Source organism: Jannaschia formosa (genome assembly GCF_003340555.1).
GTDB classification, from domain to species: domain Bacteria; phylum Pseudomonadota; class Alphaproteobacteria; order Rhodobacterales; family Rhodobacteraceae; genus Jannaschia; species Jannaschia formosa.
Window position 1 is genome coordinate 213,800 of sequence record NZ_QPLJ01000005.1, and the last position, 22,236, is coordinate 236,035.

Annotated in this window: 17 protein-coding genes and 5 pseudogenes; 15 read left to right on the forward strand and 7 right to left on the reverse strand. The window is 65.3% G+C overall.

All coding sequences use genetic code 11. From position 1 onward, the window contains the following. Positions 1–148 precede the first annotated feature (148 nt). From DR046_RS08185 to DR046_RS08195, 3 genes are all read right to left on the reverse strand, one after another. Complete coding sequence (locus tag DR046_RS08185) at positions 149–1,096, reverse strand: DMT family transporter (RefSeq protein WP_115381763.1); 948 nt, start codon at positions 1,094–1,096, stop codon at positions 149–151. Between the two features lie 376 nt (positions 1,097–1,472). Next, positions 1,473–3,098: an MFS transporter gene (locus tag DR046_RS08190; protein ID WP_115381765.1), complete on the reverse strand. Its 1,626-nt coding sequence runs from the start codon at positions 3,096–3,098 to the stop codon at positions 1,473–1,475. A 6-nt stretch (positions 3,099–3,104) separates the two neighbouring features. Further along, the gene (locus DR046_RS08195) at positions 3,105–3,800 is read right to left on the reverse strand and encodes an SDR family NAD(P)-dependent oxidoreductase (protein WP_115381767.1); all 696 of its coding nucleotides are present in this window, start codon (positions 3,798–3,800) and stop codon (positions 3,105–3,107) included. 167 nt (positions 3,801–3,967) lie between these two features. Here DR046_RS08195 and DR046_RS25015 point away from each other — a divergent pair. From DR046_RS25015 to DR046_RS08205, 3 pseudogenes are all read left to right on the forward strand, one after another. Next, positions 3,968–4,157: pseudogene (locus DR046_RS25015) on the forward strand (transposase); the annotation flags it as partial. Positions 4,158–4,304: 147 nt separating this feature from the next. Continuing rightward, positions 4,305–4,466: pseudogene (locus DR046_RS23960) on the forward strand (IS110 family transposase); the annotation flags it as partial. 37 nt (positions 4,467–4,503) lie between these two features. Further along, positions 4,504–5,145: pseudogene (locus DR046_RS08205) on the forward strand (transposase); the annotation flags it as partial. A 110-nt stretch (positions 5,146–5,255) separates the two neighbouring features. Here the strand turns inward: DR046_RS08205 and DR046_RS08210 are convergent. Continuing rightward, entirely contained in the window at positions 5,256–6,314 is a 1,059-nt protein-coding gene (locus tag DR046_RS08210) for a fatty acid desaturase (RefSeq protein WP_115381771.1), read from the reverse strand. Between the two features lie 254 nt (positions 6,315–6,568). Beyond that, entirely contained in the window at positions 6,569–6,775 is a 207-nt protein-coding gene (locus tag DR046_RS08215) for a cold-shock protein (RefSeq protein ID WP_115381773.1), read from the reverse strand. A gap of 668 nt (positions 6,776–7,443) precedes the next feature. On the opposite strand from DR046_RS08215, the gene DR046_RS08220 reads away from it, so the two are divergent. The 11 genes and pseudogenes from DR046_RS08220 to DR046_RS08280 all read left to right on the forward strand — a co-directional run bounded on the left by DR046_RS08220 (position 7,444) and on the right by DR046_RS08280 (position 19,537). Further along, entirely contained in the window at positions 7,444–8,517 is a 1,074-nt protein-coding gene (locus DR046_RS08220; RefSeq protein WP_135227276.1) for an exo-alpha-sialidase, read from the forward strand. Between the two features lie 498 nt (positions 8,518–9,015). Beyond that, positions 9,016–10,023 (forward strand): LLM class flavin-dependent oxidoreductase, encoded by a 1,008-nt coding sequence (locus DR046_RS08225; protein WP_115381777.1) that lies wholly within the window; start codon positions 9,016–9,018, stop codon positions 10,021–10,023. Between the two features lie 261 nt (positions 10,024–10,284). Then, on the forward strand, positions 10,285–11,001 hold the full coding sequence (locus DR046_RS24595) for a calcium-binding protein (RefSeq protein WP_167766976.1): 717 nt from the start codon (positions 10,285–10,287) through the stop codon (positions 10,999–11,001). Between the two features lie 580 nt (positions 11,002–11,581). Then, positions 11,582–14,443: a monovalent cation/H+ antiporter subunit A gene (locus tag DR046_RS08240; RefSeq protein ID WP_115381783.1), complete on the forward strand. Its 2,862-nt coding sequence runs from the start codon at positions 11,582–11,584 to the stop codon at positions 14,441–14,443. Position 14,444: 1 nt separating this feature from the next. Continuing rightward, the gene (locus tag DR046_RS08245; protein WP_115381784.1) at positions 14,445–14,807 is read left to right on the forward strand and encodes a Na+/H+ antiporter subunit C; all 363 of its coding nucleotides are present in this window, start codon (positions 14,445–14,447) and stop codon (positions 14,805–14,807) included. Next, positions 14,804–16,375, forward strand: coding sequence for a monovalent cation/H+ antiporter subunit D (locus DR046_RS08250; protein WP_115381786.1), 1,572 nt, complete (start codon positions 14,804–14,806; stop codon positions 16,373–16,375). Before DR046_RS08245 ends, DR046_RS08250 begins: the two co-directional genes overlap by 4 nt. Before the next feature lie 3 nt (positions 16,376–16,378). Beyond that, on the forward strand, positions 16,379–16,870 hold the full coding sequence (locus tag DR046_RS08255) for a Na+/H+ antiporter subunit E (protein ID WP_115381788.1): 492 nt from the start codon (positions 16,379–16,381) through the stop codon (positions 16,868–16,870). Next, on the forward strand, positions 16,867–17,136 hold the full coding sequence (locus DR046_RS08260) for a K+/H+ antiporter subunit F (protein WP_115381790.1): 270 nt from the start codon (positions 16,867–16,869) through the stop codon (positions 17,134–17,136). Before DR046_RS08255 ends, DR046_RS08260 begins: the two co-directional genes overlap by 4 nt. Before the next feature lie 10 nt (positions 17,137–17,146). Next, positions 17,147–17,530 carry a Na+/H+ antiporter subunit G gene (locus tag DR046_RS08265; RefSeq protein WP_115381792.1) on the forward strand — a complete coding sequence of 128 codons (384 nt, stop codon included), beginning with the start codon at positions 17,147–17,149 and terminating at the stop codon, positions 17,528–17,530. A 343-nt stretch (positions 17,531–17,873) separates the two neighbouring features. Then, positions 17,874–18,511 (forward strand): annotated as a pseudogene (locus DR046_RS08275) (amino acid ABC transporter ATP-binding protein). 9 nt (positions 18,512–18,520) lie between these two features. Beyond that, positions 18,521–19,537, forward strand: a complete 1,017-nt coding sequence (locus DR046_RS08280) for a YeiH family protein (protein WP_115381794.1) — start codon at positions 18,521–18,523, stop codon at positions 19,535–19,537. A 69-nt stretch (positions 19,538–19,606) separates the two neighbouring features. On the opposite strand, the gene DR046_RS08285 is transcribed toward DR046_RS08280, so the two are convergent. Next, positions 19,607–20,503: a hypothetical protein gene (locus tag DR046_RS08285; RefSeq protein WP_115381796.1), complete on the reverse strand. Its 897-nt coding sequence runs from the start codon at positions 20,501–20,503 to the stop codon at positions 19,607–19,609. A gap of 372 nt (positions 20,504–20,875) precedes the next feature. On the opposite strand from DR046_RS08285, the gene DR046_RS08290 reads away from it, so the two are divergent. Beyond that, positions 20,876–21,823: a hypothetical protein gene (locus DR046_RS08290; protein ID WP_115381798.1), complete on the forward strand. Its 948-nt coding sequence runs from the start codon at positions 20,876–20,878 to the stop codon at positions 21,821–21,823. Between the two features lie 249 nt (positions 21,824–22,072). Here DR046_RS08290 and DR046_RS08295 read toward each other — a convergent pair. After that, positions 22,073–22,236, reverse strand: a pseudogene (locus tag DR046_RS08295) (IS256 family transposase); the annotation flags it as partial.

The following is a 22,236-nucleotide window of genomic DNA, read 5'->3' on the forward strand; positions in this document are numbered from 1 at the left end:
GCGGGGCGCGATCCGGCCAATCGGGCGCGCGGCCGCAGCCCCTGCCTTGCTGTGCTGCCGAGCACCAGATGCGGACCGGGGCGGTCTCACCATCGGATCTGACACGAAACCGTTCCGCGCAAGCGAGGCAGGTCCGGCTCCTGCCGGCCTAGATCGGCGGGGCGGCGCGCTCGGTCACCAGCTGTCTGGCGGTGACCCTCTCACGGTGGATCATGTACATCCCCGCGCCGATGATGATGGCAATGCCGATCAGGGTCAGCGTGTTGGGGAAGTCCCGGAACACCAGATAGCCCAGCAAGGTCGCCACCGGCAACTCCAGGTATTGCAGCGGGGCCAGAGTGGCGGAGGGAGCCAGGGACAGTGCGTAGGTCATCATCATGTGGCTGAGCGCGGCGAAGAACCCCACGCCCAGCAGCCAGAGCCATGCAACGCCCTCGGGCCAGACCGGATCGAGCGAGGCGACGCCCGACCCTTCGGCGAGGATCATCACCGGCAGGCAGAACAGGCTGGCGATCAGGCCGGTGTGGAATTGCAGCGTCACGGGATGAACCTGGCGCGACAGCCCGCGCGTCACGAGAACGTAGAACGCGAAGGCCACGGCCGTGCCGATCGGGAACAGCGCCACGACGCCGAAGGCCGCGAAACTGGGCTGGATCACGAACAGGACACCCAGGAACCCCACGGCGGCGGCCCCGACGCGGCGGGGGCCGACATCCTCGCCCATGTAGAACTTGCCCACCAGCAGCACGATGAACGGGGCCACGAACACGATCGCGAGCGCGTCCGCCAAGGGCATCACGCTGATCGCCGCGATGAAGCAGAAGGTGGCGACCAGCAGGAGGACCGCGCGGAACACCAGGGCCACCCAATGCCCGCGCGGGACCCGCATCGACAGGCCCATGACCCAGATGACCGGCGCCATCAGCACGCATTGCACGATGAAGCGCGCGGCCGTGATCTGTCCGACCGGGACGGTGTCCGAAGCCAGCTTGGCCGCCACGTCGAGCAGGGGCGCGGTCAGGCAGAACCCCAGCATCAGGGCGACACCGGCGAGGATGCGGTCCGTGGACGGGGCGGAGGAGGTGGCGTGCGTCATGGCTCCACGTAGGTCGATTTGCGGACTCCCGTCCATGCTCATCGTGAGGCTGGAGGGCGAATGCGGGCGCCGCGATACGGGCCGTTTCAGGCTGGACACGGCGCCTTGGCATACTGTGACGGACGGCAGTCAGGGCGGCGTTCCGGACGTCGAGGTGCCGCGCGATGGGGCTTGCTGACCCGGAGGACTGCTGCGGAGAAGCCGACTCGCGGCATGGGGCTGCCAGCGAGCCGGCGACGAGGGCGCGCGCGCGTCTTGCTCCGTATCCTGTGACCACGAAGAGTCCAGTGAGCCTGGCGGTTGGTCCCCGGGTCTCCCCCTGCGGTCCAGAGCGGCCCGGAGTCATGCCGAGGGCGGAAGCGACGTCACCGCCGTCTCACTTCGCCTCCCGCCGCCGACCGGGGGTGGTGCGCAACTCCCAGACCGTGTGTCGTTCGATCATGCGGTGGACGCGGATCGGGTGGGGGCCGCGGTGCAGGGCGCGGAGCTTCTCGAAGTTCTCGACATCCTCCTCGGTGCGGCGCTCGTGGTGGCGGATGTATTCGACCCAGGTCGGGACGTGGTAGCTTTCGCTCCAGATGTCGGGGTTCTCCATGTCGCGCAGCAGGGTCCAGTGGCCGGCGCCGTCGCGGATGCGGATGCGGCGGCGTTCGGCCATCAGGTCGAGGAAGCGCGGCACGTCGGCCTCGTCGATGGTGAAGTCGACCATGACCATGATCGGTCCGCTGCGCGGCTGGATGTCGAGCAGGAGCGTCGGCTCGACGAACCTGTTGGCCGGGTCGAGGCGCATCTCCGCCCGGCCGGGCAGCGGCGCGACCGTGCCGAAGGCAAGCCCGACCCCCATCGCGAGGCCCGCGCCGACGAGTGCTGCGGCCATGCCGCTGCCCTCGGCCAGCGCGCCCCAGATCCAGCTTCCCGCGGCCATCCCGCCGAAGGTGCCGGTCTGGTAGAGCGCGAGGACGCGGCCCACGACCCAGCGGGGCGTCGAGAGCTGGATCGTGGTGTTCAGCAGCGACAGCGCGAGGACCCAAGCCGATCCGGCGAGGAACAGGACAGCCCCCGCGACGACGACCGGCGGGGCGAGCGCCAGGGCCAGGTAGCAGATCGCATAGCCGCCGAAGGCGATGCGGATGATGGCCTCGTTCTCGAACCGCTGCCGCAGGCGCTGGCTCGCCATCGCGCCGGTGACGGCGCCGACGCCGAAGGCGCCGAGCAGCAGACCGTAGGTGAGCGAGGTGCCGCCGAGCGTGTCGCGGACGATCACCGGCAGCAGGGCCTGCAGGGCGATCGCCGAGACCCCGAAGAGGAACGCCCGCAGGATCGTGCGGATCAGGTTGGGCGACAGCGCGACGTAGCGCAGCCCGGCGGCGAAGGCGCTGCCGAACTGCTCCCGCGGCAGCCGGCTGGCCTTTGGTTTGGGCTTCCAGGCCAGCAGGGCGGCGATGATCGCGACGTAGCTCGCAGCATTCACGGCGAAGGCGGCCGCGGCCCCGAAGACGGCGACGATGGCGCCGCCCGCCGCGGGCCCGACGCTGCGCATCATGTTGAAGCCCATCGAGTTGACCGAGACGGCACTGGGCAGCTCCGCCTTGGTCACGAGGTCGCCGACCGTCGCCTGCCAGGACGGGTTGTTGAGCGCCGTGCCGCAGCCGATCAGGAAGGTGAAGGACAGAAGCAGCCAGGGTGTGAGCCACCCCTCGTAGGCGAGGAAGGCGAGGCCGACGGAGGCCGCGCACATGAAGGCCTGCGCCCAGAGCATGATCTGCCGGCGGTCGAAATTGTCGGCGAAGACGCCTGCCGTCAGCGAGAAGATCATGATCGGCAGCGTGACCGAGGACTGGACCAGCGCCACCATGCTCTCGGACGAGGTCAGCGAGGTCATCAGCCAGGCCGCGCCGACGGCCTGGACGATGCCGCCGAAGTTCGAGGCGAGCGTCGCGAACCAGAGGTTGCGGAAGGCCGGGTTCCGGAAGACCGCGAGTTGGGAGGAGGGCTCCGCCATGCCCCGTCAGAAGGTCTCGACCCAGGGGCGCACCGCGATCTCGTGCGTCCAGGCGCTGCGGTCCTGTTCGATCAGGTGCCGATAGGTGCGGGCGATGGCGTCGGGCCGCAGCATGGAGCCGGGCCGGTCCCCGGGCTCGACGCGCCCCGGGTTCAGGATGGCGCCGTCGATATTGACCCAGGCGACGTGGATGCCTTCGGGGTGCAGCTCGCGCGCCATGCTCTCGGCCAGGCCGCGCTGCGCGAACTTGCCCATGGCGAAAGGCGCCGAACGGGGGAAGCCCTTCACGCCGGCGGAGGCGCCGGTGAAGAGGATCGTGCCGCGGCAGCCGTCCACCGGCTCGGCGTCCAGCATCCGCCGCGCGGCGTGCTTGCCCGTAAGGAACGCGCCGACCGCCGTGACCTCGATGGCGCGCCGCACGTCCCCTACGTCAAGCTCCGCCACCGGGCCGCGCACCCGCGCGGAGGGATTGTAGATCACGACCCGCGGCGGCCGGGGCAGGGCGTCGAACAGGGCCGCGACCGCTGCCTCGTCGGTCGCGTCGAGCAGGACCGTCTCCGCCCCGGTCCCGGCGGCGACCTCCCGCATCTTCGCACCGCTTCGCGCGGCGAGCGTCAGATCGTGGTCGCGCGCCAGCTCCCGCGCGAGGGCGGCCGACAGCCCGTCCCCGACCCCGATGATGACGGCCCGCGGTTTATCCATCGTCACGTTCCCCGAAGCCCGGCGACCTGCTTGACCTCGCAGATCACTTCACATACCTCGTAAGACGCTAAGCGGGCGTTGTGTAGTGGTAAGACCTCAGCCTTCTAAGCAAGGTGGATGGGTTTGACCGGCCTTGTTGCACGAAGCCTGCCCCGGCCCGCTACCGCATCCTGATCTCGTCCGCCTGCAATACGTCGCTGCGTGAGCATGGATCGCTGACTGTCTGGTTCGGCCCTCCGGCGCCCTGGCAGGCGGCGCCATCGGGCAAGCGCGGCGGCCAGCTGGTCTATGGCGACGCCGCCATCCAGGCATGTCTGACAGTGAAGGTCCTTTTCAGCCTGCCGCTTCGCCAGGTGAGCCGGCACGGCGCCAATGACGGTGTGGATTGCCCCGCTTGCGGCATCGCGATGTGTCAGGGTGGGAACTGCTGAGCCTTCCACCGAAGGGAGCCGTCCATGGACCGGCCTATCACCTTCGGCCTCGATCCGCCGCCCCGCAGGCGATTTGCCCTGCAAATCTGCCGAGAGGGAGACCAAGAGCGTTTTCCAGCTGCACGGGATCGACGGCGAGGGGCGGGTCGTCCTTCGCCGTCAGCTGCGGCGCGCGCAAATGCAGGCATTCTTCGAGCGGCTGGGACCGTGCCTCATCGGAATGGAAGCGTGCTCGTTCGTCGGGGAAACGGTCCCCCGGACCGCTCCCCGACGAATGGCATGCGCGCAAGCATGGCGGCGTGCGCAGGCGGGTTTGGCGCAAGGTGCATCTGGCCATGGACGAGGCGACCCTAAAGGTCCGGGCCGTCGAGATCACCGGCAGCGACGTCGGCGATGCGCCTGTGTTGCCTGATCTGCTCGTCCAGATCCCCAAGGCCGAAGCAATCGCCCCCGTCAAAGGCCCCTCTCGGGACATCGCTGCGCGATGCCCTGCCGGGCAATGGACCGCGCCCACGACACCCGCGGCTGCCGCGACGCCATCGCGGGCCGGGGCGCGGACGCGCTCGCCTTTGTGCTCGAACCGATGGCGCACAAGGCTCGCTCCCGCCCAGGCGCAACGCCAGGCCGTGGAAGAAGGAAAGCCCCCGGGGCGGCAGGCAGGAACGAGGCCCTGCGTGCCATCAAGCGCCTCGGCCGGACCATCTGGCGGCACTGGAGCGGCTATCCCCGCCGAAGCTGTGTCCAAACGAAGATGACCTGCATGAAGCTGCTCGGCCAGAAGCTCATGGCCGTTCGGCATCGGCCTCGGACCGAGGGCGGCTCGATGCCTCACCTTCGACCGCCAGACCGCCGAACTCCAGGTCCGCATCGCCATCCTCAACCGCCTCACCGCGCTCGGCATCCCCGTCACAGAACCGTCGTCTGAGCCGATCGGGCCAAGGGGCGATCAGCCTCCAGACGTTCCGTGCAATAGTGCCACGTCCGATCCGAGCATGCCGGCCGCTGTGGACAGCGTAATGTTCCGTCAGAGGGTTCTGGCCTCTGCGAAGGAGACGAGCCTGCGGCTGCGGCTGTCCCAGAGCTGCAACCTGACGCATCTGAAGCTTTCCCCCAGCGTGAGACGCTGTGCCTCGTTCAGCCGGGGGTGGTCGCGCAGGATCTCGGGCAGACGGTAGAAGGGAACACGGCTCTGCAGGTGGTGCACGTGATGCACACCGATATTTGCGGTGAACCACTGCAGCACAGTGGGAAGCACGTAATGCGAACTGCCGTGCAGAGCAGCGTCCTGAAGCTGCCAGTTCGGATCGTGGTCCCAACTGGTCTCTTCGAACTGGTGCTGGACGTAGAAGAGCCAGACGCCGATCGAGGCCGCGACCATCGTTGTCGGCAGGAAGATCGCGAGTATCGGCGCGGGACCGCCTGTGAAGAGGATCGCCCCGAGCCCCATGACCAGCGCTGCGTTCGTGGCCATGGCGCTGACCCAGTATCTTCCGCCCGATCGCATCAGTCCCAGCGGCAGACGATTTTCGAGTAAGAACAGGTAGGACGGGCCGAAGACGAACAGGATCAGCGGGTTCCGGTAGAGACGATAGCGAAGTCGCCCGAAAAGCGAACGCTCACGATACTCCGTCACCGTCAGGGTCAGGACGTCGCCCATGCCGCGTTTGTCGAGATTGCCGGCCGAGGCGTGATGGGCCGAGTGGGTGCGCCGCCAGACGTCGTACGGCGTCAGGGTCAGGACGCCAAGTACTCGGCCAACCCAATCGCTCAACGCTCGATTTTCGAAGAACGCCCCGTGGCCGCAGTCATGCTGGATCGCGAAGAGCCGGAGCAGGAAGCCACTGTTGAGGACGGCCAGCCCCACGGCAAGTAGGGGACTAACGGACAACGCCCACCAGGCCAGACCCCACAAGGTCACGAAGGGGACCAGCGTGATCAGGAGCTCGACCGTGCTCCGCAGTTGCGATGGCTTACGATAATTCGCGAGAATCCCGACCCAAGCGCGCGGGTCCTGATGGGCAGGTGCGGCCTGCGCTCTGGCGACGGCGGCGGATTCCTGAGTCGAGATAGGTTCTTGGATCATTGGTCGCCCATCAGCTCAGGATGCAAGGTCTTGGATATGCTTTGTCAGCAAGGATGTGATCCGCTCTGAGAAGGTGACGTTCGCTGCCTATTGCGCGGCTTGAACGCTGCGCATCGTGATCGCTCCCGCTCATTCAGGGCCAGCAACCATGGCCTTGGCCCCCGCACTCGCGGGGACAGTGGGGCGGTCGCGCTGCCCGGACCGATAGCTCCTTCGAAGCCGGGCGGAGGATCTCCGCCTCGTGTCGTTGCCGATTACGCAAGTTGAAGGTTGATCGCGGACTCGCGACCATCGCGGCCGGATTCCACATCGTAGGTGACCTTCTGGTTGTCAGCGAGGTCGGTCAGGCCGGCACGTTCCACGGCAGAGATGTGGACGAAGACATCGTTGCCGCCCGTCGCGGGCGCGATGAAGCCGAAGCCCTTGGTGGAGTTGAACCACTTCACGGTGCCATTGGCCATATCCGTGTTCTCCTGTCTTCGATGCTACCCGCAGGATGCGGCAGCCCGGCATTGTTGGTCTTTATCGATCAGCTGAGCCGGACAGGCGAGACAGAGGTTCGAAAGAAAATAACGTAGCGACTACCACTTGGGCGCGCGGCCGGCCCATGACAAGAGCGAAGGAAGGAGAATGAGGACGGTGTCCGGACCGCTGATGGCCAACCACGCCTGTCGCTGTGCCAGAGCGTGTCATCGTCGTTGGTCATCCTGACCGGTTCGCCTTCCAGATCCTTCCGACCCTGTCGTCGGACTGGCGCCAGGCTCCGGAGCGCGTCTTTCCCCGCCTGAAGCCGACCTTCGCTGTGCTGTGCCTGGAGGTCCACTGCGGCCGGGATGGGTCTGCGGCGACAAGGCGCAGGACCGGAGTCGAGGTTGCAATCCTGGGGTTGCCCGCGCATTCCTCGAGTGTCGGAACCTGGATCGGAGCCATCGTGAAAGCATCGTCGTGGCGACTGACATGGGGGTGCGTTGCGGCGGGTCTCCTGCTTTCGGCAGTCCCGGCGACTCCGAGCCGGGCGGAGACCGCCTCCCTCGCCGGCGTCTTCGCGACGGTCGTTTCCGTCCCCTCGCCGGCAGGCCCGGGAGGGCGCGAACCTGCACTCTTCGCGACGGAGGACGGTGGTGTCCTGATGAGCTGGACCGAGCCCCAAGGTGCTGGTTTCGCCGTCAGGATGGCCATGTTCGATGGCGCTGGATGGGGACCTGCGCGGACCATAATCGCATCCGGCGACCTGTTCGTGAACTGGGTCGACATCCCGTCGGTCGCTGCCTTCGAGGACGGCACCCTGGCGGCGCACTGGTTGCAGCAATCCGATCGCGCGACCTACGCCTACGATGTGCACCTCTCGCTATCTAAGGACGGCGGGCAAGGCTGGGGTCATCCGATCGTGCCGCACGAGGATCGCCAGGGGGTGCAGCATGGCTTCGTGTCGCTGCTGCCCTATGGCGACGACATGCTCTCGATCTGGCTCGACGCAAGGGAGTATGCCAGCGGTGGTGCGGACGCGCCGGAAGGGGGCTTCTCGGATTCGATGCAGCTCAGGGCGACGAGACTCGCCTCTGACGGCAGCCTTTCCGAGGACGTCTCTCTCGATGCGCGGACCTGCTCCTGCTGCCAGACCTCGGCAGCCCTGACCGGAGATGGCGCAGCGCTCGTGGCCTATCGCGACCGCACGGAGACCGAGATCCGGGATATCTCGGTGGTTCGCTACGATGATGAAGGCTGGTCGGAACCGGTGAATGTCCACGAGGACGGATGGCAGATAGCGGGCTGCCCGGTGAACGGGCCTGCCATAGACGCCCACGGCGCGCGGGCGGTCGTGGCATGGTTCACGGCACCAGATGGCGAGCCTGCGGTGATGGCATCCTTCTCGCAGGACGCCGGGCGCAGCTTTCTGCCTCCGCACCGCCTGGATCTGGGGGATGCCATCGGGCGCGTGGACACGATCATTCTGCAAGACGGGACAGCGCTCGTCTCGTGGGTGGAGTGGACCGAAGAAGGCGAGGCCCTCATGGTGTGCCGCGTCACAGCCGAAGAGGGATGCCTTTCCGCAGGACGGCTTCATTTGAATACGGGTGCCGGCTCGCTCAATTTCCCCCGGATGGTGGGTGTGCCCGGCGGGGTTCTGTTCGCCTGGACGCAGCCCGGCGCGAACATCTCCGGCGACGAAGACCAGATCCAGCTGGTGCTCGGTAGGCTGTGACTGACGAGCGCGGCCAATGGACAAAGAGGGGAGGAGCCGGACCAGTAGGCGGCCGCGACGTAAAGACGTCGTGGCTTTGCCCGCGTGTTCGTCTTTGACAAGGGCAGGGGGCAGTTCAGGTCAGCGCTCCGAGGGCCGGTAGGACCGGGAGAGCGCCTTCCTCGCAGCCCAGCGGAAAGGCCGGAATGAAGGCATGTAAGGCACCCGGCTCTCGCGCGGCAAAGGGCCGCCCTCCATCGGATCTTGTGAGCGAGATCGCCGGATCAAGATGCTTGGCCTTTTTCTGTTGATGGCCATCGCGGGCTGACTCCCGGAGATGGGTGCTCGCGCGGGTTGCGGCCCTTCGCCGCTTCTCGATCCGGACCCCGTCCATCCCCGGCGCGGCGCAATGTCCGACCTGCCATGCCCCCTCGTGATTGCCCTGCCACGCCGGGGCAGACCCGACTGGCCTTGGCCGGGCGGCCCGGGATGACTAGCTGGTGATCCACGGAGGCACCCATGCAGAAATTCTCCCTTCTCGACCTGTCACCCATACCCGAGGGGCGGACAGCCGCCGACGCGCTGGCCGCGACGGTCGATCTCGCCCGGGCCGCCGAGCGCTCCGGCTACCACCGCTACTGGCTGGCCGAGCATCACAACATGCCCGGCATCGCCAGTGCGGCCACCGCCGTGGTGATCGGACATGTGGCCTCGGCAACGTCGACCATGCGGATCGGCGCCGGCGGCATCATGCTTCCCAATCATGCGCCGCTCGTCGTCGCGGAACAGTTCGGGACGCTCGCGACGCTGTTTCCGGGGCGGATCGATCTGGGCCTTGGCCGGGCTCCGGGCACCGACATGGCCACCGCAAGGGCGCTCCGCCGTCACATGGCGCCCGACGACAGCTTCCCCGAGGACGTGCAGGAACTGATCGGCTACTTCGGAGACGGTTCCGACACAGCTCCCGTGCGCGCGATCCCCGGAGCGGGCACCCACGTCCCGGTCTGGATCCTGGGCTCCAGCCTCTATGGTGCGCAGCTGGCCGCCTGGCTCGGGCTGCCCTACGCCTTCGCGTCGCACTTCGCGCCGGCCATGCTGGAACAGGCGCTGGCGGTCTATCGCAGCACGTTCCGGCCGTCCGACCGGCTGGAAAAGCCCTACGTGATGATGGCGGCCGGGGTCTGCGCGGCCGCGACCGATGCCGAAGCCGCGTTCCTGCGGTCCTCGCAGCTTCTCGCTTTCGCGCGGCTGAGATCCGGCCGGCCCGGCAAGCTGCCGCCTCCGACCCGCGACGTAGAGCGGGAGATCCCGCCGCCGGTCATGGCGGGGGTGGAGCAGGCGCTGTCCTGTTCCGCGACCGGCTCGGCCGCAACGGTCAGACAGCGGTTCCGGACGCTCATCGACACCTTCCAGCCGGATGAACTGATGGTGACCGGCATGATCCACGATCACGGCGCGCGGGTCCGCTCGTTCGAGATCGCGGCAGAGGTCCTTGCGGATCTGTCCGAAGACGCCGTCGCCGCTTGAGTGGGAGGCGCATGAAGCCTCCCTTCATGCTTTCGGCACCGTCCGTCCAGATCGGCATTGCTGTCAGCCAAGCAGAAAACTGCGGATGGAAGTGCCGATGAGCCGACAGTCGGTGGCGGCAGAAGCGCGATGGAATTCGTTTACGACGATATGACGAAGCTCTTCGGGTGGCGTTGTTGCACAAATCAAGGCAACTCACTGACATTACGAGGTTTTCCGGCGAGGCGCGGAAGGCGATCATTCTAGCAGTTACAATATCTCATGGGTGCTCGTGCAACAGCGCCGGACCGCACAACCGCCAGAGGCGGCCCGATCGAGGGCAGTGATGGCGACGACGGAATCGCCGGAACGCCGCTCGACGTCGTGATCGAGGGCAGGGCGGGCAACGACACGATCGAAGGCCTCGATGGCAATGACGATCTGAGCGGCGGTGCAGGCAATGACAGGCTGATCGGCGGATGCGGGAACGATATCTACCGGCTGGACGACGGGCGTGACATCCTTGTCGAGGCCGAGGGCGCAGGCGAGGCCAGCATCTTTGCCGACCGTACCGTGACGCTGCGCGACGCCGAAATTGAGGTCGTCCGGCTTCTGGGCGGCGATAACGACGCAATCGGCGACGGCGTCAACACGCGCTTCATCGGCAGCAATGGCGGCAACCCAATGGTCGGCGGCGGCGGTCTCGATGCGGCCACCGGGAACGACGGCGCCGACGCCTTCGTTCTTTTGAACACGCCGGGCACGATGAGGATCATGGATCTCGAGGCGGGAGACCGTCTTGCCATTGATGATGGCTTCTTCGGGATAGATATCGGCCGCAACCCGCGCCCGCTCGCGCAGGAGGAGGCGTTCGAGATTTTCGCAAGCGGCGGCGTCTCCTATTCGCGGGGGAACGGGAGCTTGCAGATCAACGGCGAGCGCCTCGCGATCCTCGAGCGCGGCTCGGCGCTCGGGCCAGCCTACGTGCTGCTGTTCTAATGGTGGCCCTCACGCCGTCCCCTGTCGGGGGCCGCGACTCCGGGTGCCGTTCATCGGGCCAGCGCGTCATTGTTCAGGCGGCCCCAGACCTGTCCGGTCCTCCAAGAGTCTGGAATCTGTCCGTCGATGGCTCGGAGCTGATAGGACGCCTCACTCCATCAGAACGCTGAGCGGCGACGCCTCATGGCACATCGCGGCAGAACTCCGCATCTGTGCGCTTCTGCTCACACTGAGGCGCTGCCGCACGCCGTTGTAGCGCCCCGAGGACTGCGCGGCACGAATCAGGGTGCCCGTTGTGAAGACGGGGAAGCGCGACCGCGTCCCCTGTCACACCGACGCCGGACGACTTGCCCGTGCCCGGATCGAAATTCCGGGCGATGGAGCATGATCGAAACACCCACTGCTTGCAGGCCCGAGGCCACGCTCTCCGCCGAGGTCGACGCAGTTCGAACCGCGACCGTCCGTGGCCTACGCCGGGGCAGGGCACCTGCACCCGTACGCGGGTGGCAAAACGCTGTGTTGTAGCCTAGCGACACCACCGATAGCTAGGGCACGAACTTTACCAAGGCGAAGCGAGATCATGGGTCACGGGGGACACCTGCTTATCATCATCGCACTGCTGCCCTTCCTGGGCGCTCTGGTGCCGGGCCTGATGATCCGGGCAGGGCGGACCGTCTGTGCGATCTCGACCGCAGTACCGACATTGCTCGCCCTCGCGATGCTGATCGTCCTGGCACCGGCCGTCCTGCGCGGGGAGGTCATCCAGGCCGAGATCGCGTGGCTTCCGCAACTCGGCCTCTCGGTGGCGTTCTTTCTCGACGGGCTCGGCCTTCTCTTTGCCGGCATGATCCTCGGCGTCGGGCTTCTGATCACGCTCTATGCGCGCTTCTATCTGTCGGGCGAGGACCCGATGGGGCAGTTCTATACCTATCTGCTGCTCTTTCAGGGTGCGATGCTCGGGATCGTCATCTCGGACAACATCCTTCTTCTGCTGATCTTCTGGGAGCTGACGTCGCTGTCGTCGTTCCTGCTCATCGGGTATTGGAAGCATCTTCCGGAGGGGCGGCAGGGCGCCCGAATGGCCTTGGCCGTGACCGGCGGGGGCGGGCTGGCGATGATCGGCGGGATGCTGATCCTCGGGAACATCGCGGGAAGCTACAACCTGACCGACATCCTTCGGGCGGGCGATGCGATCCGCGCCTCGGAGTGGTATCTGCCCGCGCTGATCCTGATCCTGCTCGGTGCCTTCACCAAGTCGGCCCAGTTTCCGTTCCACTTCTGGTTGCCGCACGCCATGGCCGCACCGACGCCGGTCTCCGCCTATCTGCACTCGGCGACCATGGTGAAAGCGGGCGTTTTCCTGATGGCCCGGATGTGGCCCGTGCTCTCCGGCACCGATGCCTGGTTCTACATCGTGGCGACGACGGGTCTCGTCACGATGGTGCTCGGCGCGTTGATCGCGCTCTTCAAGGACGACCTGAAGGCGCTGCTCGCTTTCTCGACGGTCAGCCATCTGGGTCTGCTGACGATGCTCCTGGGATTTGGGACGCAGGCAGCAGCGGTCGCGGCGGTCTTCCACATCATCAACCACCTGACCTTCAAGGCCGCGCTCTTCATGACCGCCGGCATCGTCGATCACGAGGCGCATACGCGGGACATCAAGCGGCTCGGGGGCTTGCGCCATCTCATGCCCGTGACCTTCGTCATCGGGACCGTCGCGGCGCTGTCGATGGCTGGCATCCCGCTGTTCAACGGATTCCTGTCGAAGGAGATGATGCTGGAGGAAGCCTCCCACACCACATGGCTCGATAGCTATTACGTGGTTCCCGCGCTGGCGACGCTGGGCGCGCTTCTGTCGGTGGCCTATTCCTTCCGGTTCATCGTTCACGTCTTCCTTGGCCCCGAGCGGGACGACTACCCGCACAAGCCGCATGATCCGCCCTTCGGCATGTGGGCCGCGCCCGCGCTGCTGGCGGTGCTCGTCGTCGTGATCGGCATCGCGCCTTTCATCGCCGATGGCATCGTGTCAGCGGCGGCCAGCGCGGTCACCGGCGCGGATCTCGATCCCCATCTCAAGATCTGGCACGGCGTGACCCCGGCGCTCTGGATGTCCGGGATCGCCATCCTTTGCGGGGCGGGTCTGCTCGTTCTGCACCCGGTCCTCGACCGGGCGTGGATCGCCGCGCCGCGCCCCGAGGCGAAGGCCATATTCGACGCACTCGTCGCGGGGGCTGTCGTGCTTGCCGGCCGCGTCACCGAAATCGGCCATAACGGGGCGATCAGCCGCTATCTCGCGATCTTTACCGCGACTGCGATCGTCCTGGGCTGGATCGCCTTCTCCGGCGCTGGCTTGTCCGAGCCCACGCGCGGCCATCTTCCCGTGCCGCCGGTGATCGCGGTGGGATGGCTCATGCTCGTTGTGGCGACGTGCTTCGTGGTGCTTCAGCACCGCAAGCGGTTCCTCGCGCTGACCGTTCTGGGCGTCATCGGGCTGTCGATCTCGGCTGGCTTCGCCTACCTGTCCGCGCCGGACCTGGCGCTTACGCAGATCTCGGTCGAGACCGTGACGATCATGCTTCTGCTTCTTGCGCTGCATTACATGCCTCAGTCGTCGCCGGCCGAAAGCTCCATAGCATTGCGTATCAGGGACGGGGCGATAGCGGCGGCGGCCGGGGCCGGGGTAGCGGCGCTGGCCTACGCCTTCCTGGTGCGAGACATCGAGACGATATCGGACTTCCATGTCGCCAACAGCTACGAGGGCGGCGGCGGTACCAACGTCGTCAACGTGATCCTCGTCGATTTCCGCGGCTACGACACGTATGGCGAGATCATCGTTCTGGGCATCGCCGGGTTCGTGATCTACGCGCTGATGCATGCCTTGCTCGACGGGCCGGCGGGGCGTCGTCTGAAGAACACCGATTTTTCGCAGAACCGGTCGCGCGATCGCCATCCCCTGATGATGGTCGTTGTCACGCGCGTGCTGATGCCCATCGCGGTCGTCGTCGGGCTCTACATCTTCCTGCGCGGCCACAACCAGCCGGGCGGGGGCTTCGTGGCGGGGTTGGTGATCTCGATCGCGCTCTTGATGCAGTACATGGCCTCGGGCTTCGCATGGACGCAGGAGCGCAAGAGGATCGAGTACCACACCATGATCGGTCTCGGCGTGGTGATCGCGGGTCTGACGGGCGTGGGATCATGGCTCGCGGGTCGGCCTTTCCTCACAAGCTCCTATACCTACGTGCATCTCCCGCCCATCGAAGAGTTCGAGCTCGCGACCGCCATGCTTTTCGATCTCGGCGTGTTCCTGACGGTGCTGGGTGCCGTGATGCTCATGCTCTACTCGTTGAGCCGCATCGCCAGCTTCGCCGGAGAGACGGTGAACCCGGACCCGATGGATTTCGACCCCAGCGGGCGGGCCGATCAGACCGAGGGAGACCGTTGAGATGGAACTCATAGTTGCGAGCACCGTCGGCGTGCTGACCGCCGCAGGCGTTTACCTGATGCTCCGGCTCCGGACGTTCGCGGTGATCCTGGGGTTGGCGATGCTCTCCTATGCGGTCAACGTCTTCCTCTTCGCGAGCGGTCGGCTTGCCATCGACCAGTCGCCTATCCTCTCGCGATACGGAGACGCGACCTATACCGATCCGCTGCCGCAGGCGCTGGTGCTCACGGCCATCGTGATCTCCTTCGGCATGACGGCGGTTCTGGTGATGATCGGCCTCGGGGCGTATCTCGAAGCCGGCAGCGACCGGATCGATATCGACCCCGCGTCCGAAGATGCCGATGCCAAGGATGCGCGCTCATGATGCACTGGATCATCCTGCCCGTCGTCCTGCCTGCGCTGCTCGCACCGATCATCGGCTTCGTGATGCGCCATGACATCGTGCTTGCGCGAGTCGCTTCCGTCGCTGGCGCTGTCTTGCTGCTCGGGGTGGCACTGGGCCTCACCGTGCTCGCCGCCGATGGCACGACCCACGTCTACCGTCTCGGCAATTGGCCCGCGCCATTCGGCATCGTGCTGGTCCTCGACCGACTCTCGGCGCTCATGGTGCTTCTGACGGCGGTGCTCGCGCTGATCGTGCTCATCCACGCCATCGCCACGGGCTGGGACGCGCGAGGGCGGCATTTTCATGCGCTCTACCATTTCCAGCTCATGGGCATCTGCGGGGCGTTCCTGACCGGTGACATCTTCAACCTCTTCGTCTTCTTCGAAGTGCTTCTGATCGCCTCCTACGGGCTCATGATCCACGCGGGCGGCAAGGAGCGGATCCGGGCAGGCTTGCAGTACGTGGTGATGAACCTCGCGGGCTCGACGCTCTTCCTTTTCGCGCTCGGCACGCTCTACGCCTCGGTCGGCACGCTCAACATCGCCGACATGGCGGCGAAGATCCCGGAGATCCCGGTGGAGGACGCCGGCCTGGTCCGCGTTGCGGCCATCCTGCTGATGATCGTCTTTGCCGTGAAGGCCGCGCTCTTCCCGGTGCAGTTCTGGTTGCCCGCGACCTATGCCAACGCGCCCGCGCCGGTCGCAGCGCTCTTCGCGATCATGACGAAGGTCGGCGCGTACGCGATCATCCGCGTGCACACGATCGTCTTCGGCCCCGGTGTGGCCAGTACCGAAGATCTCGCCGGCACATGGCTTTTCCCCGCCGCCATCGTGACGATCGCCATAGGTGCGATCGGCGTGCTCGGCGCGAGGAGGCTGATGCCGCTCATCGCGTTCTCCGTGCTGGGGTCCATGGGCACGCTGCTCGTCGCGGTCTCCGCCTTCTCAGCCACGGGGATATCGGCCGGGCTCTACTATCTCGTCCATTCGACCTTCGCCGCCGCCTGCCTTTTCCTCGTCGCGGATCTCGTCGTCACGAGACGATCTGCCGACAGCCTCGAGCCAGCCCCCGCGACCGGCCAGAACGGGCTGTTTGCGGCGCTCTTCTTCGCTGCGGCCATCGCCATGGCGGGCATGCCGCCGCTGAGCGGGTTTCTTGGCAAGCTCCTGGTGCTCGACGCGATGCGCGCGCCCGGCACCATCGGCTGGACCTGGACGGCGATCCTCGCTGGCTCGCTCGTGACGATCCTCGGCTTTGCCCGTGCCGGCAGTACGCTGTTCTGGAAATCCACGGCGTTCCCGGTGCCGGAGCCGGGTTCGCCCGCGCCGCGGCCCGCGAGCGCCGCCGAACTCGCGCCCTCCATGTCCGCCATTGCCATGCTCGCGCTGCTCGCGGCTTTCGCCGGTCCGGTGTCGGCCTACATGCAGGACACCACCGACCAGCTATTCGAGCGCGATGGCTACATATTCGCGGTGATCGGGCCGGATGAGCGGGTCGAGGACGCACTCGAAGCCGCCAAAGAGATCGTCGAAGAAGAGGAGGGCTGAGTCATGATCCGCCGTCTCGTTCCGCACCCTCTGCTAAGCCTGACGCTGCTTCTCGTCTGGATCGGCCTGGTCAACAAGTTTACGCTCGGCAACTTGATCCTGGGCCTCGCATTGGGGCTCATCATCCCGATGATCACGGCGCCCTACTGGCCCAACCGTCCGAGACTCGCGCGACCGGTGCGGATCGCCGAATACGTCGCGATCGTGTTGTGGGATATCGTGGTCGCCAATTTCCAGGTCGCGATGATCATCCTGCTGCGCAAGGAACCCGATATCCGATCGCACTGGATCACCGTTCCGCTCAGGCTCACGTCACCGGAGGCGATCACGGTGCTCGCGGGCACGATCACCATGACGCCAGGCACCGTGTCTGCGACGCTGGCGGCCGATGCCAGCGCGATCCTCGTGCATTGCCTGCACACCGACGATCCGAACGCCGTCCGAGACGAAATCAGGTCCCGTTACGAAAGCCGCCTGCTGGAGATTTTCCCATGATCGAAATCGCACTTTTCTTTGCGGCGAGTTGCTATGGCGTCGCCCTCTTGCTGGACCTGTGGCGTATCGCTGTGGGGCCCGATCCTGCAGATCGCATCCTCGCGCTCGATACCATGGTCATCAACATGATCGCGCTGCTCGTCCTTTACGGCATCTGGCGCGGCTCGGCGATCTACTTCGAGGCCGCGATGCTGATCGCGATGGTCGGGTTCGTCTCCACGGTCGCCTATTGCCGCTTCATCCTGCGCGGCGACATCATCGAATAAGGAGTCTGCCATGAGTTTCCTTGCAGAAGTCCTCATCTCGCTTTCGCTGGTCGTCAGCGGTGTCTTCGGATTTGTCGGCTCCTACGGGCTCATCAAGCTGCGAAGGACCATGCAGCGCCTGCATGCGCCTACCAAAGCCACGACGCTCGGCGTGGGCGGGGTTCTGATCGCGTCCATGATCTTCTTCGCGGCCGAGACCGGAACCGTGTCGTTTCATGAATTGCTGATCACGCTCTTCCTGCTCCTGACGGCGCCGATCACCGCGAATTTCATCGCCAAGACCTACATGGCGCGCAACCTGCCGGAGGCAGAGTTGCCAAAGAACGACGCCGGCCTGGGCTGGTCGGTCTACGCCGATCCTCCGGCCCGGAGCGACAAGGCAAGCGCACGCTGAGGCTGACGTCGACCGCAGGCCGGAAAGGTGGCTCAGTTTGTTGAACAGGTCTTGTTGCGCAAAGCATCATCCTGTTCCAGGACACGAGCCTTGTCTTCGTCGCCAGCTTGCGCGACTTCATGACCGTCTCCTCGACCATCGCACGGACCGAAGGGCGGCTGATCGAGATGTATGACTTCGCGACCCTCGTCGATTTCGTGATCTGCTTCGCGGGTTCGCTCGTCGTCCGACGTCCCTAAGGAGCCCGAAAAACATGATCGAGATCAGCGATGTCAGCAAATGGTATGGCGACTTCGAGGTCTTGGACGACTGCACCACCAGCGTCGCGCGGGGCGAAGTTGTCATGGTCTGCGGGCCATCCGGGTCGGGCAAATCGACCTTTGTCAATTGCGTCAGCGGGCTTGAGCCGGTGCAGGAAGACAAGATCACGGTCGAAGGCTTCATCGTGACGGACAAGAAGACGAACCTCACCAGGCTCAGATCCCGCGTCGGCATGGTGTTCCAACACACAAGCACTGTCCGCACATGACAGTGCGGGAGAACCTTTGTTTGATACAGCGAAAGGTCTTGGGCTGCAGTCGCGACGAGGCCGTCGCGAAAGCCGAGTCACCGCTCGAACGGGTCGGCTTGGCCGAGCACATCGAGAAGTGCCCGGGCAACCTCTCCAGGGGGCAGCAGCGGCGGGTGGCGATTTCGCGCGCGCTTGCGATGGACCCGATCGCGATGTTGTTCGACGAGCCGACCTCGGCGCTCGACCCGGAAATGATCAAGGAGGTCCTCGACATCAGCGTCGAACTCGCAGGTGAAGGCATGACGATGATGGTCGTGACGCACGAGATGGGCTTCGCTCACCGCGTCGCCGATCGCGTGGTGTTCATGGCCGGCGGGAAGATGGTTGAAGACCGTCGAAGCGGAGAGTTCTTCAGTGCTGCCGAGAGCGATCGCGCGAAGGACTTTCTGTCCAAGATCCTCAACCACTGAAGGTCGGGGATGTTTCGGAGGTTCGATACGCAATCATGGGTCGAGGCCGGCCGGGTAGCGGCCCCCGGGCTCGCGGTCGCCCTGCTCGTTGCAGTCGCTGCGCAGTTCGTCTCAGAGCACTACGGCGCCCCTGCCATGCTCATGGCGCTCCTGTTCGGCATCGCGCTGAATTTCCTCTCGGAGGAAGGCCGCTGCGTGGTGGGCATCGACATCGCGGCGCGAACCATTCTTCGCCTGGGGGTGGCGCTGCTCGGCTTCCGGGTCAGCATGGAGATATTCTTCGACCTCGGTGTCCCGGTCCTGCTGCTGGTGGTGCTCTCCGTCGCTGCGACGATTGCGGCTGGCCTGTTGCTGGCACCGCTGTTTGGACATGGCTGGAGGTTCGGTCTGCTGTCGGCGGGGTCGGTTGCTATTTGCGGCGCATCAGCAGCGATCGCAATCGCTGCCATTCTTCCGAAAGACGATCGCTCCGAGGAACGACTGATCTTCACGATCGCAGTCGTGACGCTTCTGTCGACGCTTGCCATGGTGATGTATCCGATCGGCGCAACTCTCGCAGGGCTCGATACCGACCAGAGCGGTGTCTTCATCGGCGCGGCCATCCACGATGTTGCGCAGGTCGTGGGTGCCGGTTTTTCCGTGTCAGACGAAGCGGGAGAGATTGCGACCGTCGTCAAGCTGCTGAGGGTCGCCCTGCTTGCCCCAGTCGTTTTCATCGCAGCGATCGTCATTCGAATACGCGTTTCAGAAGCGTCCGGCGGAAGCGGCCCGGTGCCCGTCTTCCCGGCATTCATTCTCTTGTTCGGGCTGGCCGCTCTTCTCAACTCGCTCAATGTGGTGCCTGCACTGCTGGTAGACTTCGCGACGCAGGCTTCGCGCTGGTTCCTGCTGACCGCCATTGCGGCGGTCGGGCTGAAAACCTCGCTCGCGCGGGTGCTGGCGGTCGGTCCCGGTGCCATCGCGCTCGTGAGCCTCGAAACCCTTTTCATTGGAAGTCTCGCCTTCGCTGGAGTTCATGCGATCTGAAGGACGCCGCATACGAGGTGCGATGGCGCGTCGGCCATCCTTGATGGAAGGCCGACGCGGGCGTTGATCCTATTCCATCGGCGGGAGGTCCAGCGCTGCGCGGATCGCGTCGATCGCCGAGTCGACGGTCGCCGGATTGTCGGCTGTCCCAGAGACGAGCGCCCTCAGCGTCGAGCGCTGATCATCCGTCAACTCGTCGGACTCGTTGATCAGTGCCAGGACTTGATCTTGGTCAAATCGCTCGGGGGTCAGCAGTTCAGCCGGATCGGCGGTCGATGTCGCACCCACGACCGCGGTATCGGCCGGAGCGGCGGCTGTGGCGTCAGGTTCGACGAGCACGGTCGGGGGAGCTGCCTCGGCCTCATCGACGATGCGAGCGGTCGAGGCGGTTTCGTCGGCATCGATGATTACCGCGTCATCTGCGGGTTCCACCACAATCGCACCTTCGGGTTCGGCAGCTTCGTCACCCACAACAGGCAGATCCGTCTCCGCGGCACCGGCGGCTTCGTCCGTTGCGACAGGATCTTCGTCGATTCCAATGACGACGGTTTCTGTGTCCGCATCTTCGGGCAGGGAGGCCGACGTATCCGGCTCAACCACTACCGTTTCGGTCTCGGCCTCTTCGGCTTCCAACGCTTCCTGGCGTTCAGGATCTTCTTCGATTCCAATGACGACGGTTTCTGTGTCCGCATCTTCGGGCAGGGGCGCCGACATATCCGGCTCAACCACTACGGTTTCGGCCTCGGCCTCTTCGGCTTCCAACGCTTCTTGGCGTTCTCGCTCTGCTTCCAAAGCCTCCTCTTCTTCACGAACGCGGGCTTGCTCCGCCTCGCGCGCCTCGATCGCGGCCTGTTCGATCTGCTGTTCTTCCAGCCGGGCCTGTTCCGCCTGGTTGTTGTACCAGATCAGGCCGCCAATGATGACGGCGATCGCAACGATTATGCCTATAATTACTCTTGTTCGCATGGGTCACCCTGCTTTCGTCTCTGGTCGTGGCAACCCCGCTGGCCGCCTCCAAACCCTTCAAGCAACCCCGCGACGTAACGGCACGGGGTGAATCTTGGCCCAACCTCACAATGGCGGCTTTCGTTCCTTCTTGATCCTCGTGAACGACGCTATCCGGCACCCGTTCACGCCCGCCATCTCCGCACCGCCCGGATCACGTGGCGGCGCTGTCATTTGCTGTATTGTCCATTCTCGTTGGAAGGATGGCCGGAGAGATCCAGAGTATATCAATTATTATCAGACGCTTACCACGATACTGTCAGTATTGCTGGAACAGATGGCGAGCTACCCTGTTGTCAGAGCAGGTCAACAGCCATTGATGGGAGACCAATCATGCTCAGAAAAAACTTGCACATCGCTCTGCTCGGATCGGCAGCGGCGGTGGTAATCGGCACGGCGCATGCTCAGACCAGCACTCCGCCCGACGGCAACCTCGACCCCGAAGCCTGTGCCAACTTGGCCGAGCGCCTTACCAACAACGAGGATATCGACGCCGAGGTCCGCGCCGAGATCGAAACGATCATCGCCGAGGGTGACGTGGCCCAGTGCGGCCTGATTTTTACGGCCTGGGAACGTGAGGGCGTGGTTACAGCCGAAACCCTCGAAGTCGTTGCAACGGCTTCGGTCAGCGAGCGAATGATCGTCCAGCAAGAAGTCGAGGTTGACGCTGCGGCAGCGGTCTACCAGCCGCCTGCTGAGGTTGGGGTCGTCGCGGGAGCGCCAGAAGTAACTTGGTCCATGCCGCGCCAAAGCGTCACGGTCGAGGAGCAGGCACCTCAAGTGGTCATCCGCCAAGGCCGCCCTTCGGTCAACGTCGAAGTGCCCCAGCCGCGCATCATGGTGAATGTGCCCGAGCCGGAGGTGATCATCACCTGGCCCGATTCTGCGGTCGAATTGTCGGCGATCGAGCCCAACATCCAGGTCCGCATGCCGGAGCCTACGGTGACCGTCAACATGCCCGAGCCGATCGTCGAGGTGATGATCGGTGGTCAGCAGCCGGCCGGTCTGGTCGAGCTCGAGGACGGCCGTTACGCTCCTCCGGGCACCACGCTTGCCGATCTGGATCCCCAGATTTCGATCACGCAGCAGGAAGCCATGGTCAGCCAAGGCACGGCGGCGGAAGATCCTGAGATCATCTTCAATCGCGGCGCGCCCGAGGTGACGTTCGAAGCGCAGGAGCCGGAAGTCTCGGTGAACGTGCTCGGCGAGCCCGAAGTTCAGGTTACCGTCGGCCAAGGCAGCGCCGAACGAAACGTCACGATCCAAGACGCTTCTGACTAGGCCTGGCGGTTCGGGATTTTCCTATCGCTTAGGCTGAAGACCGACACCCCCGCGCAATGGCGGGGGTGATCCGGAGTAAGCGTCCGGCGTCGCTGCACTGCCTCGCGTAGGTGGCGATCGGTAGTGTGAGCTACTCCCCGAAAACCGGACAGTGACGGAAGCTACGATCTGACGTCTGCTGGTCGGTGCTGTCTCGAAGGTGGTGGAAATCGGTTCGACGCGATCTCCGGCGCTTTCAGCGTCACGGTTTCACGCGGCGAGGTCACTCGTTTGATCGGTCAGGGGGGCTGAGAGCGTCTCCCAGCCGTCAACCTTGCGCATTGTGATCTGGCCCGATGCCAGCAGCGCCCAGAACAGCATCGGCGCGGTCTCGGCCTCGGGCAGCACGGTCTGGGTCTTGATCCGGCGCTTGA

Coding starts and splice junctions, on each gene's coding strand:
- DR046_RS08185 (WP_115381763.1), bottom strand. CDS start 1,096: ATGACGCACGCCACCTCCTCCGCCCCGTCCACGGACCGCATCCTCGCC.
- DR046_RS08190 (WP_115381765.1), bottom strand. CDS start 3,098: ATGGCGGAGCCCTCCTCCCAACTCGCGGTCTTCCGGAACCCGGCCTTC.
- DR046_RS08195 (WP_115381767.1), bottom strand. CDS start 3,800: ATGGATAAACCGCGGGCCGTCATCATCGGGGTCGGGGACGGGCTGTCG.
- DR046_RS08210 (WP_115381771.1), bottom strand. CDS start 6,314: ATGATCCAAGAACCTATCTCGACTCAGGAATCCGCCGCCGTCGCCAGA.
- DR046_RS08215 (WP_115381773.1), bottom strand. CDS start 6,775: ATGGCCAATGGCACCGTGAAGTGGTTCAACTCCACCAAGGGCTTCGGC.
- DR046_RS08220 (WP_135227276.1), top strand. CDS start 7,444: ATGAGCTGGACCGAGCCCCAAGGTGCTGGTTTCGCCGTCAGGATGGCC.
- DR046_RS08225 (WP_115381777.1), top strand. CDS start 9,016: ATGCAGAAATTCTCCCTTCTCGACCTGTCACCCATACCCGAGGGGCGG.
- DR046_RS24595 (WP_167766976.1), top strand. CDS start 10,285: ATGGGTGCTCGTGCAACAGCGCCGGACCGCACAACCGCCAGAGGCGGC.
- DR046_RS08240 (WP_115381783.1), top strand. CDS start 11,582: ATGGGTCACGGGGGACACCTGCTTATCATCATCGCACTGCTGCCCTTC.
- DR046_RS08245 (WP_115381784.1), top strand. CDS start 14,445: ATGGAACTCATAGTTGCGAGCACCGTCGGCGTGCTGACCGCCGCAGGC.
- DR046_RS08250 (WP_115381786.1), top strand. CDS start 14,804: ATGATGCACTGGATCATCCTGCCCGTCGTCCTGCCTGCGCTGCTCGCA.
- DR046_RS08255 (WP_115381788.1), top strand. CDS start 16,379: ATGATCCGCCGTCTCGTTCCGCACCCTCTGCTAAGCCTGACGCTGCTT.
- DR046_RS08260 (WP_115381790.1), top strand. CDS start 16,867: ATGATCGAAATCGCACTTTTCTTTGCGGCGAGTTGCTATGGCGTCGCC.
- DR046_RS08265 (WP_115381792.1), top strand. CDS start 17,147: ATGAGTTTCCTTGCAGAAGTCCTCATCTCGCTTTCGCTGGTCGTCAGC.
- DR046_RS08280 (WP_115381794.1), top strand. CDS start 18,521: ATGTTTCGGAGGTTCGATACGCAATCATGGGTCGAGGCCGGCCGGGTA.
- DR046_RS08285 (WP_115381796.1), bottom strand. CDS start 20,503: ATGCGAACAAGAGTAATTATAGGCATAATCGTTGCGATCGCCGTCATC.
- DR046_RS08290 (WP_115381798.1), top strand. CDS start 20,876: ATGCTCAGAAAAAACTTGCACATCGCTCTGCTCGGATCGGCAGCGGCG.